Source organism: Cryobacterium sp. TmT2-59, assembly GCF_004403545.1.
Taxonomy (GTDB): domain Bacteria; phylum Actinomycetota; class Actinomycetes; order Actinomycetales; family Microbacteriaceae; genus Cryobacterium; species Cryobacterium shii.
Genome location: NZ_SOGM01000034.1, coordinates 1 through 1,240 on the forward strand (window position 1 = coordinate 1; position 1,240 = coordinate 1,240).

1 protein-coding gene is annotated in these 1,240 nt (G+C 65.5%); it reads left to right on the forward strand.

Going from position 1 to position 1,240, the window contains the following annotated elements; translation table 11 throughout:
- Window positions 1-59: 59 nt before the first annotated feature.
- On the forward strand, window positions 60-1,240 hold a 1,181-nt coding region (locus E3T24_RS05710; RefSeq protein WP_134402229.1), incomplete at its 3' end, for an IS701 family transposase.

Consider the following 1,240-nt stretch of genomic DNA (forward strand, 5'->3'; position numbering starts at 1 on the left):
CTTAGTTAGGTTGGGCGTGTCGGCTGTTAATCGTCGCTGGAATCTGTTAATTTTCAGGCGTGAATCCTGATGAACTCACCGAGACCAAAGCCGAGTTGGAAGCGTTCGTGGAGGACGTATTCGCGTCGCTTCCCCGGGCCGATCAACGCGGCAAAGGGAACCTGTATCTGCGCGGGCTGATGCTCGACGGGCGGCGGAAATCCATGCAACCCATGGGTGAGCGTCTCGGCGTGGATTACCAGCAGTTGCAACAGTTCGTGTCCTCGTCGCCGTGGAAAGTCGAGCCCGTGCGGCGGGTCCTGGTGCGCCGGGCGCTCCAGCTCATCAGCCCGGACGCGTGGGTGGTTGACGATACCGGCTTCAAGAAAGACGGGTCGTCCTCGCCGTGCGTGGCGAGGCAGTATTCCGGCACCCTGGGCAAGATCGGCAACTGCCAGATCGGAGTCAGCATCCACGCGGCGACCGATCAGGCATCGTGCCCGCTGAATTGGCGCCTCTACGTGCCTGGGGCCTGGGATGACACCTGCGCGGACACGAATGAGGAAGCCGCGCTGATCGCGGCCCGCCGGGCCAAGGCGCAGCTCCCGGACCTGCAACGCCACCGCACCAAATGGGCGATGGCGTTAGAGATGATCGATGAGCTCGCCGACTGGGGGCACCGACCGCCGGCTCTTGTCGGAGACGCCGGATACGGTGAGATCACCGCGTTCCGGTGCGGGCTGACCGAGCGACTCATTCCCTACATGGTCGCCGTGAAAGCTTCCACGAGTGCGTTCAGCGACGACGCGGCAACGGAGGTGCTCGAGTACTCCGGGCGCGGTCCCCGCCCGCACCAACGCCGCTACCTTGAGGCGCCCAGCTCCCTGAAGGACCTCGTCGTGAATGCCGGCCGGTCATCCCTCCACCAGGTCACCTGGCGGCACGGCACCAAGGCCACGCCGAACAACAAGCTCGCCTCGATGAAGTCCCGGTTCATCGCCCTCCGGGTCCGACCCGCGAACCGCGATCTGCCGCGCGGCGACGACGGCTCCCTTCCCGTGGAGTGGCTCCTCGCCGAATGGCCCACCGGGGCGCCGGCCCCGACCGATTACTGGCTCTCCACCCTGCCGGACACGACCCCCCTGAAAGAACTCGTCCGCCTGGCCAAAATCAGGTGGCGCATCGAGCACGACTACCGCGAACTGAAAACAGGCCTCGGCCTCGCGCACTTCGAAGGCCGCACCTACGCCGGATGGCACCA